This window comes from Flagellimonas sp. L-11, from assembly GCF_056857735.1.
This window is the reverse complement of record NZ_JBSXNR010000072.1, coordinates 180,797-191,833: the sequence shown is the minus strand read 5'-3', so window position 1 is coordinate 191,833 and position 11,037 is coordinate 180,797. Positions and strand designations below refer to the sequence as shown.

6 protein-coding genes are annotated in these 11,037 nt (G+C 44.4%); 2 read left to right on the top strand and 4 right to left on the bottom strand.

Going from position 1 to position 11,037, the window contains the following annotated elements:
- Positions 1-375, bottom strand: a 375-nt coding sequence (locus AC13CC_RS14535) for an FAD-binding protein (RefSeq protein WP_482875589.1), incomplete at its 3' end; no start/stop codon positions are given.
- 223 nt (positions 376-598) lie between these two features.
- Here AC13CC_RS14535 and AC13CC_RS14530 point away from each other — a divergent pair.
- Together AC13CC_RS14530 and AC13CC_RS14525 are read left to right on the top strand one after the other, a co-directional pair.
- Positions 599-2,974 carry a prolyl oligopeptidase family serine peptidase gene (locus AC13CC_RS14530; protein WP_482877736.1) on the top strand — a complete coding sequence of 792 codons (2,376 nt, stop codon included), beginning with the start codon at positions 599-601 and terminating at the stop codon, positions 2,972-2,974.
- A gap of 207 nt (positions 2,975-3,181) precedes the next feature.
- A complete protein-coding gene (locus AC13CC_RS14525) occupies positions 3,182-4,426 on the top strand; it encodes an NRAMP family divalent metal transporter (RefSeq protein ID WP_482877734.1) in 1,245 nt (414 codons plus the stop codon).
- Positions 4,427-4,428: 2 nt separating this feature from the next.
- Here AC13CC_RS14525 and AC13CC_RS14520 read toward each other — a convergent pair whose 3' ends face one another.
- Genes AC13CC_RS14520 through AC13CC_RS14510 form a run of 3 tightly spaced genes read right to left on the bottom strand, consistent with a single transcriptional unit; the run spans position 4,429 to position 11,036 of the window.
- Positions 4,429-6,375 (bottom strand): OmpA family protein, encoded by a 1,947-nt coding sequence (locus tag AC13CC_RS14520; protein WP_482877732.1) that lies wholly within the window; start codon positions 6,373-6,375, stop codon positions 4,429-4,431.
- A 1-nt stretch (position 6,376) separates the two neighbouring features.
- Complete coding sequence (locus tag AC13CC_RS14515; RefSeq protein WP_482877730.1) at positions 6,377-7,366, bottom strand: PorP/SprF family type IX secretion system membrane protein; 990 nt, start codon at positions 7,364-7,366, stop codon at positions 6,377-6,379.
- Between the two features lies 1 nt (position 7,367).
- Positions 7,368-11,036 (bottom strand): T9SS type B sorting domain-containing protein, encoded by a 3,669-nt coding sequence (locus AC13CC_RS14510; protein ID WP_482877728.1) that lies wholly within the window; start codon positions 11,034-11,036, stop codon positions 7,368-7,370.
- Position 11,037: the final 1 nt, after the last annotated feature.

The window sequence follows — 11,037 nt, the reverse complement described above, 5'->3', positions numbered from 1 at the left end:
GAAGTCCTTCGGGCCGAAACGCAGGGAGATCCTTCCCCAGTGGTTGGTCCTCCCCCCCAGCATCCGCGAGCGGAACCAATCGAATCGGGTGTCCTCCCCTTGGGTGTAGGGCTCCCCCTCGATGTCCCAGCCGCCGTAGGCCGCATCAAAATCCCCGAAGGGACGGAATCGCGTGCTCTTGCCGCGCCTGGGGCTCTGGTAGGGCCATTTCAACTGGGTTTGGTGCTCCGGCATGGCCGGGTCGAAAAACGGCCCCGCCTCGACCACAGCGACCTTCAGGCCGGCCTCCGACAAAACTTTGGCCGACATACCGCCTCCTGCTCCCGAGCCTACTATGATAGCATCGTAAACAGTGCTGTTCTCTATAATCTGCATGGATATATGTTTGGTTTAGTTTTATTTTGCTTTAAATCAACTCATTACCCTATAATCGAAAAGGGGTAAATTGATGTTTTGTGCAACTAGTGCGTTTTAAAGATACTTTTTCCATGAATAAAAACAGGAAGTTTTATCAAATTTTCATTTTAATAGTTGATAGAATAAACTCATCAAAATACCCGATATTTGAAGAACGAACCCCCTAAACCTCGGGATAATTATGGGAAGATTTTTTACGCCATTCGTACTTTTTCTTATCACTTTGAACACTTTGTTGGCTCAAAAAGGGAATATCTCCGCCTTAAAAATAAAGGATATTATGCAAGGGGATGACTTTGTCGGACATAGGCCGTCTAGCCCCTTTTGGTCCACCGATGGAAAAACCTTGTACTTTGACTGGAATCCTGAAAGTGCCATGAGCGATTCTCTTTATGCGTACTCCGTCAATAGCAAAAACATTAAAAAAGTTGGTTTTTTGCAAGCCAATGCTCTTCCCTCATCTAGATTAACATACAACCAAAGCAAAACAAAGGCGGTTTATGCCAAAAACGGGGATGTTTTTTTGTTGGATCTTGACACCCATCAATCCAGGCCCATTACCAAAACCCAAGAACGGGAAAGTAACCCACATTTTACCGATGATGGAAAAAGCATAGCTTTTGTGAAGGACGGGGAGCTTTATACTTGGAACGTGGCTTCGGGACTGATAGCGCAAAAGACACATTTTGTAAAATCCAAAAACGATGAGCCGCAGCGCGACTCCAAGGATGAATGGCTGTACCAAGACCAATTGGAGATTTTTGATGTGCTGCAGGAGCGGAAAGCAAAAAGAGATGCCGGGGAACAAATCAGCAAAAAACTGGAAACTCTACAACCACTGGAACTCGAAACAGGTGGAAAAAGGGTCATCAGTCTGCAAATAGACCCTTCCGGTTCCTACATCACCTATATTTTGATGGACCGTCCTGATTCCAAAGGAACCATTGTGCCCCATTTTGTAACGGAATCGGGCTATACCGAAGATCAAAACACCCGCTCCAAAGTAGGTGACGAACCCACACAGTACGAAATGTTTGTATACGATGTGGAAAACCGCAAAAACTATCCCGTGGTTTTGGATAATCTGGAGGGTTTGGACTATGTTCCGGAGTACACCAAGGATTATCCGGACAAAACGTATGAAAACGAGGACCGTATCGGATATATTAACGCGCCTAACTGGAACACGGATGGCAGCAAAGCTGTTTTGGACATCCAAGCCAACGATTACAAAGACCGTTGGCTTGTTTTACTGGATCCAAAAACGGGCAAAGTGGAACAATTGGACCGCCAACATGATGAAGCTTGGATCGGAGGCCCAGGCATAGGCCGCTATCGAGGAGGCGATTTAGGATGGATGCCCGATGGCAATAAAATTTGGTTCATGTCCGAAAAAACAGGGTATTCCCATTTGTACACCATGGACATCAACAACAAGAAAACCAAGGCCTTGACTTCTGGGGAGTTTGAAATTTATGATGCTTTCCTATCCAAAGATAAAAACAGATGGTATTTTACTTCCAACAAGACCCATCCGGGCGATCGTCAATTCTATTCCATGGCACTCAAAGGTGGAAAATGGGAAAAATTGACCGATATGGTCGGCAGAAACGATATAGTGCTTTCACCCAACGAGGAAAAAATGGCCATTCTCTACTCGTATTCCAACAAGCCTACGGAATTGTTCATTAAAGATAATCCTGTTGAGACAGGTGGAAATCCCAAAGCAGAGCAAATCACCAAATCCAATAGTGATGCATTTAATGCATATGATTGGAAAGATCCGGAAATCATTACGTTCAAGGCATCGGATGGTGCAAAAGTTCACGCAAGATTGTACCAACCCGAAGCTTCGGTGAAAAACAAGGCCGCCGTTATTTTTGTGCACGGCGCAGGGTATTTGCAGAACGCCCACAAGTGGTGGAGCTCCTATTTTAGGGAATATATGTTCCACAATCTGTTGGTGGACAACGGCTACACCGTTCTTGACATTGATTACCGGGGAAGTGCTGGGTATGGCAGAGATTGGCGTACCGGAATTTACCGACACATGGGGGGCAAGGATTTGTCCGATCAAGTGGATGGTGCCAAAATGTTGGTGGACGATTACGGTATTGATACAGATAAAATCGGTATTTACGGGGGGTCCTACGGCGGATTTATCACCTTAATGGGCATGTTCAACGCACCAGATACCTTTAGTGCCGGTGGTGCAATCCGTTCCGTAGGGGATTGGGCGGCATACAACCATGGCTATACCGCTAGAATCTTGAACACCCCGGCAACGGATAGTTTGGCCTACAAACGCAGTTCGCCCATCTATTTTGCCGATGGTTTGCAAGGTGACCTTTTGATTCTGCACGGCATGGTGGACGATAATGTCCATTTTCAGGATATGGTCCGACTTTCCCAACGTTTGATCGAGCTCGGAAAAGAAGACTGGGAAATGGCGGTCTACCCTGTGGAACGACATGGTTTTGTGGAGCCCAGCAGTTGGACGGACGAGTATACCCGTATTTTTAAGCTGTTCCAAAAATCACTTTTAGGGAAAGAATAAATAAAATGTTTTATCGAGAACAGACTGATTTGAAAGAAAACTGTCCTCGATATCCTCCCAAAAGTTGGACAGGCTTTTCCTAAAGGAAAAACTCGAACTGGCCTTTCTATTTCAATGCTGCTAATTGAAGTGACTCAACACATCCAGAACAAAAAACTTTCAACAAAAAAACATATCTTCCTGCCTGAAAATTAACAAACAAGCTGCATGAAAGCATTGTTAAAAGCACTCGGCCCAGGCCTATTGTTCGCCAGCATGGCCATTGGTACCTCACATTTGGTCCTTTCCACAAAAGCAGGAGCCCAATATGGATGGATAATGGTAATTCCCATTGTCCTGGCCAACCTGCTCAAATATCCTTTTTTTGAATTTGGAGTACGATACACCACTGTGACGGAAAAAAGTCTGATCGAGGGATACACCAATTTGGGCAAGAACTATTTGTACATCTATGCCTTTGTCACCCTGATCTCCACTTTTACCATTTTAGCGGCCCTTTATGTGGTAACGGCAGGTTTATTCATCAATCTTTTTGAAATCACTTCGGTTGGTGCCGGAATCGTGTCGTTGGGATTGTTTGTTTTTATCGGTTTGATTTTGATTATTGGGAAGTACCGATTTCTTGAAAATTCTTTGAAAGCGGTCATTACCATACTTTTTATCGCCTTGTTGGCCACAACCGTAATGGTGTTGCAAAAAGGTCCCGTACCCAATAGCGTATCCTATCAACGGCCTGAAATTTTCAATGAGGTCGGGATTTTGTTTTTAATCGGTCTTGTGGGGTGGATGCCCACGGCCGTAGAAGCATCGGGCTGGGTGAGCCTTTGGGGCATGGAAAACCTAAAGACCATGAAGAACAAGCCCACACTTAAACTTGCCCTTCAAGAATTTAACGTAGGTTATATCTTAACGGCTGTTTTGGCGCTGTTTTTTATGATCATTGGTTGGATGACCCTGTATGGTACCGGAACCGAACTCAGCGGCAATGCCGTGGTTTTTGCCGACCAGTTGGTCAATCTGTTCACCACACATATTGGCAATTGGGCCTACTTTTTTATTGCCATAGCTGCTTTTGCGACCATGTTCAGTACTTGCATGACCGCCCATGACGCTATTTCCCGTGTGAGTTTGGACGTGCTTCAAAAACTATATCCTAAGAAAAATATCTACAACCAAAAACATGCTTTCGCCTTGATGGTCATTGCAATGGCATGGATCAATTGGATAGTGATCAGCCTGTTTAGTGCCAATATGGGAGATCTGGTCGGGTTGGCTACGTTTGTGTCCTTTGTTTTTGCCCCACTTTTGGGATGGATGAACCTAAAAACGGTAACCGGAAAAGATGTTCCAAAGGAAAATCAGCCTAAAATGGGACTAAAAATGCTTACCTATTGTGGGATGATTTTCCTTTCACTGTTTGCGCTGTATTATTGTTGGATGTTGTTGGTCTAGCTTTAATCAAACAGCACATTGTCATTAAGAACAACCACCAAGGAACGCTGGTTTTTTTTGTGCAAGGTTTCCAAACAGAACACGCCATTGGTACAATTGTTCAAGATATTGTCCTCTCCATAACCTACGGAATACAAGATATTGCTTGCCGGAACACCGTTTTCCACCAAATATTTTTTAATGGCATCGGAGCGGGCTTGGGTAAGCCGAAAATTGGTACTGCTCCCTCCCCTGCTATCGGTATACGTTTCAATTCTGAGCTGGGCACGGGGAAACGCATCAACAAAATCAATGACTTTGGCAAGCTCGCTTTTGATTTCATCCGTTAGTTGTGTGGAACTGGTGTTGAAATAAAAATCGTCCATCTTCACCACTTTCTGGCCCTCGCGCTCTTCCACTAGATCATTGTAAAAGGCGACAGGTACATCAAAAATGCTGTTTTGCAAGGCATCCAACCCATCTTGGTCAAACTTTTTGATATATCTTGAATAACGCTCTTTGGATACATCCAACACCAACTCGGGCTCATACGGAATTTCCAGTCTGTATTGCCCTTCTTCATCCGAGATGGTCTCTGCCAACATTTCCCCGTTCATATCCCAAAGACTCACTGTTGCATTAGGCACTATTTCGGATGCACTGCTCGCATTCACAACGGTACCTTTAAAGGTAATGGTCTTGAGCCCGGGTTTTTCGTCAACCTTAAAGCCATAAATATCATCTTTACCTTTTCCGCCTGTACGGTTGGATGCAAAATAGCCCAACAATCCATCGCCATCATTTCTAATAATCATTCCAAAATCATCGAATTCGGTATTAATGGGTGCTCCCAGATTGATAGGGATTCCGAAACCTTCGTCTTCAATATTGGATTTGTAAATGTCCATACCGCCAAGTCCGAAGAATACGTCCGAAGCAAAATAAAAACTGTTCTCAAAAATAAAAGGTGCGATTTCGTTACCGGAAGAGTTGATACGTGGCCCTAAATTGATCGGGGCGGACATTACCTGTCCATTATTGGTGTACACAAAATAAATGTCCGTTCCCCCGTAGCCCTCTTCAAAATCTGCAGAAAAGTAGAGTTTTCCGCTGGCATCATCGTAAAAAGGGTAATAGAAAGAGGTGCTCAAATCCTTTAGCAACAATTGGTAGGAACCTCCAATGTTTTGCTTTGCAATGGCCAAGGCGTTTTTACCGTTTTCATCAAAGGCCAGTTCGCCATCTTGCGTATTGGACAGCACATAAAACACACTGTTCAATCCAGACGAAAAAAACGGTGTCGCTTCATGATAATCGGTATCCTTTAGTTCTTGGAAAGATTGGAGAGCGGTGATTTGCCCAGTAGGTTGAATCTCGGATTCATAAATATTGAAATAGCCTTCATTACCTGGTTCGTACCGTAGTTTTTTGTTGACTTGACGCCCGCTGGAGAACAATAACTTATCATTGTAAAAGCTAGGGGCAAAATCCGTTTGGGGGCTATTGCCCTCCAAATTGAAGATTTCGTACTCCAACTGATTTCCATCCGCGCCATTTTGCAACAACTGATTGTTGAATTCCATGTTCTCCATCAGTTCCTTTGGAAAATTTGATGATATACTGGTCAAAAAATCCCTTTTCCCATCGACGTTCGGACTTTTGGATAGGCTCTGCAACATTTTATTGTAATGGTGCGTGTCCATCAAAGTGTCTTGGTCATAGATTTTCATGTAGGCTTCCGAAGCCTTGTCGTAATTATTTGTTTCAAAATAAGCATCCGCAAGGTTCAGGAACTGCTGCTTGGTCAACACACCTTCAGAAAGTTCTTCTTCGTATGCATTGACTGCTTTTTGGTATTCGTATTGAAAAAAGAAAACATCGCCTTGGGACTTCTTTTTTTGGGCGAAGCAGAAAACCACACCCAGTAGGGATGCCAAAAGTGTTATCTGTATTTTTTTTGTATGGTTCATGTTAGAAAAATCTTGGGGAGTCTATCTGCTTACCTTTATTTTTTGATTTTTTGTTCTTTGAATTGTTGTTTCCAAAACCAAAACCGCCTCTACCTATATAAAATTTTAAAATGGCTTCATGCGAACCGCCGCTGTACTCGCCCAAACCATTGGTATTATAATCGTAAGAGTATCCAATGAACATTCCGTTGGAAATTTGGAATCCAGCCAGGCCGCTCACGGCATTATCAAATCTGTATGAAGCTCCAATGGTCAATGCATCAATAAATTGAAAATTGGCCGACAGGTTTACGGTTACCGGGGAACCCTGAAGGTAATTCACCAAAAAGGCCGGTTTAAATTTGGTTTGTTCTCCCAACTCGAACACATAGCCCCCAATGGCATTGAACTGCATATTGTCTTCTACAATGGTCGCCACTTCATCATTATATAGGGCATTGGTCAAAAAATTGGGTATTGAAAGTCCCAAATACCAGTCTTCTTTGTGGTACATGAACAGTCCTGCACCCACGGTCGGGTAGAAGTTGCTATAATTCCCTCCCAAGATGGAGCCATCCGATGGGTCTTCAAAAGTACCTTTGGAATAATCAATGTTCAAGGACGAACCTCCTGCATTAAGTCCAAAGGAGAGTTTAGTGTCTTCGGATAATTGAATTTGATAGGAATAGGCCACATCAAAATAGGTTTGTGTGGATGGTCCCAAAACATCGTTCACAATATTGATGCCCAGTCCCATTTTTTCGTTGTTGAAAGGAATGTTGGCACCCCCGCGAATGGTGGTAGGCGCCCCCGGGATATCCACCCATTGTGCACGGTACAATCCAATAATTTCCGGGCTCTCCACAGTTCCCGCATAAGCTGGGTTAAAACTGCCAATGTTGTACATGTATTGGGTATATTGTGGTTCTTTTTGGGCATGTGTGTAGCCAAACGCCATACAAAGCACCCCTAGAACCATTCCGTATTTTGAAAAACCTTTTTTATCTGGCATTTTAGTTGTTCCTTACAATTTGAATCCACCCTTTTACCACGTCCGTTCCGTCGCCGTTCAGGTCCAAAACATAGAAATAGGTGCCTTTGGGCAAATCTCCGTTTTTGCCCGTGCCGTCCCACGAACTGTCGTATCCGTTCATTTGGAAGACGCTGTTGCCGTAGCGGTCGAATACTTCGAATGAATTATTTGGATAGCTTGTGTGGTCCACAAGGGTCAATGTATCGTTACGTCCGTCTCCATTGGGAGAAAAGATGGTACAAATGGTTCCCGGGTCCTCGCATCCGCTACGATTTACCTGAATTTGCACTGTAGCTGTATTGTTGCCAGCTATACCATCATTTGGAAATGAAGACACAAGATTTGCTGTGTTTTCCAAGGCTCCAGATTCTGTAACGGTTACCGAAATCTCCAGGGTCACTTGCTCTTCGGCATCAAGTTCGTCAATGATCCATTCTCCTGTGGTTTCATCATAACTTCCTTTGGAAGGAGTACTGGATTGATATTGAAAACCATTTCCCAAAAGGTCGCTCACCACAATATCCAATACCCTATCCATGGTGGTATTTTCCACAGTAATGGTAAAGGTGATATTGGAGTTCAACAGCACTTCCGTTTCGTTCACTTCTTTGGTTATCGCCAAATCTATATCCTCGGGATTACAATCTGGCGTCAAGAAAGGATCACAAGCATCCAAAGGATCGGTTGCATTTTCAGGTACAGCATCGGTGCTTGAATCATCCACCGCCAATACTTCTTCGCCATCTGTCAGGCCATCGCCATCCGTATCGGAATCATTGGGGTCGGTGCCCAAGTTAGTTTCTTCCCCATCGGTAAGCCCATCACCGTCAGTATCTACGGTACAATCACTTACCGATATGGTCACTTGCACGGATGTTGGTAGGCAAGGAGCTTCGGTGGCAGTGGTATATTCAAACACATAGTCGCCCGTAGCCAATCCCGTGAAATCAATATTATTATCGGAACCAATGCTAAGATCTCCGTTGGATGGGTCTGTAATGATGGCCCAAGTTCCAGGATCTGCCCCGATGAGGGTATCATCCAAATCTATCACATTAGGTCCTCCATTTCCTGCTACATTACAGGCCGAAGTATTTGTTGCTGTACCTGCATTTGGTGTATCGGTAATGGTAGCCACCACCTCCACGCGATCAGATTCGCATCCATTGGCGGAAGCTGAAACATAAAAAGAGGTTGTTTCGGTCAAAGTATTTGTTGTGTAAGTAGCACTTGTACCAACAATACTTCCACCCGTTGGGGCATCGTACCATGTATAGCTGATGGTACTCTCATCTGCTACCGATGCACTAGCTGTTAATATTAACGTAGCGGCATCACAACTGGAATCTCCACTGGTCGTATCAATTGTCGGGGTAAAATTACGTACCAAAGTAATGGCCAGAACAGGGCTACCACATTCGTTGACCTCATCGTAGTAAAAGCCATAATAGGTTCCAGGTTCAACTACATTGCTGCTATTAAGGTGTGCTCCAGTTTCTGAAGGTTCCGAACTCGTACTCCAAATAAGAGTGGTTCCTGAAGGGGCAGTACTCGACACATAACTGCTCAAATCCGTATTTACTTCATCACAAAATTCGATGGTGGTATCATCTCCATTAAACGTTGGGGCCGTATCTCCTGCGTCGCAAGGGCCGGAACAATCGTCAACAGTAACCACCAATTCCACTGTTTGGTCTGCACAAGTTCCTTGTGCTGTTGCCGTATAAGTAAAAATATAATCGCCCAAAGGTTGACCATCAAAATTGACTATGTTACTGCCATCAACTGTTACGGTGGAGCCAGACTGTGGCGCAGTCAACGACCAAGAACCTGGGTCTGCTCCCGAAAGTTGATCATCCAAGTCGAGAATGGTGTTTCCACCATTATCCGAACTAGAACAACGAGACACCCCAGTTGTAGTCCCTGGGTTAGGTTCTTCGTTTACAGATAGAATTACTTCAACCGTTGGGCTTGCACAATCGTTAACATCATCGTAATAGAATCCATAATAGGTATCATCATTGCTAAACATTGTGCCTGTTACCACACTAAATGATAAATGATCGCCTATCTGACTCGGATCCGGATTGGTACTCCAAACTAGCTGCGCTGTGATATCCACATAGTCATTCAAATCTTGGCTAAAAGCACTTAATTCTTCCACACAAAATTCTGTACCAGTATCATTAAGTATTGGAGCTGCTGTTCCTGCGTAGCAGGTTTCTTTGGTCGCGGTATCCTCTGCCACATCTCCATTTCCATTTGTATTGGAAAGGACTACGGAAAGTGTGATTGTACCATTACCAAGACCGCTAAGATTTATACCTGATATTTGTTGGGTTGGCGATGATATGTTCCCAGTTCCTGTCACATTTGTACCTCCACCACTGCTACTTATAATATATTCGTAGGATGCATCCACTTCTGCACTTGCAAAGGTGAAACTCACAGCATTTTCGTTAGTCTGATCAATTGGGTCTTGATCAAAGCTTACGGTGTGTCCAGAAGGTAGGGTAGTCAGTTTTAATGCGGTATCGGTAATCGCTGGACCCTCATTCCCTAAAATGTTGCTCACAGTTACAGAAAGTGTTACAAGACCATCAGGCAAACTACTTAAGTCAATATTATTTACGGTTTGATTTGAAGAAAGAACCAAACCTCCCCCTGTTACCGAAGCCACATTGTCATCCCCATCACTTGTGAAGGTATAATCATAAGAAGTTAGGAATGTTGGTGCGTCAGAAAAAGAGAAACTTACAGAATTTTGATTGGCTGAATTGATAGGGTCATCTTCAATGGTTACCGTATACCCAGAAGGTTCAACGTTGTCTTCGCTTAGTAAGTTTACCGTAGCTGTAATTGGTGTTCCCAAAGTGTAACCTGCGCCAGAATCAAGAGTAACCTCCACAGTTTCCGTTGGTTCAGTTAGATTATCATCAATAGGTTGTACAACAATGGTTGAACTGGTTTGTCCGTCTGGTATGGCCACTGAACCTGAAAGTTCATCATAATCCACATCTGGGGTAGCGTCTCCTCCTACTGTATAGTTCACAATAACATCAGTACCTGTATTATTTAATCCATCAAGAGTTACCGTAAAGGTTCCACTGTTCCCGCCTTGTTCGTTAGCAGTGTCATCAGAGGCTGTTACTGATACGCTAGGGACATCCTCGCTAACTATCGTCACCGTCGCATTGTCGGGCGTACCGATGGTATAGCCTGCGCCCGTACCAAGGGTCACCAACACCGTCTCGTCAATTTCTATATCTGCATCATCGACAGGGGTCAGCGTTATCGTCGCCGTCTGCTGCGTGTCCGGGATATCGACACTGCCCGTCAAGCCAACAAAGTCATCGCCCGTAGTGGCCGTGCCGCCGACCGTATAGTTCACCGTTATGGCGGAACCCGTAGTGTTCGCAACGTCAAGGCTAACCGTATATTCTCCCGTCGTGGTGCCGGCCTCTTCGGCCGTGGCGTCGGTCGCCGTTATCGTCGCAACGGGGTCAGCCTGCCCAAACCCCACACCAATACCAAGCAGTAAAAACAGAACAAACAATAGTCCACCACGAACTATGGCAGTCCTGGGTTTATTTGGGGCATTTTTATATAAGGTTGACATCACCAGTTCAATCAGTTTCAGTTTGTCCAAA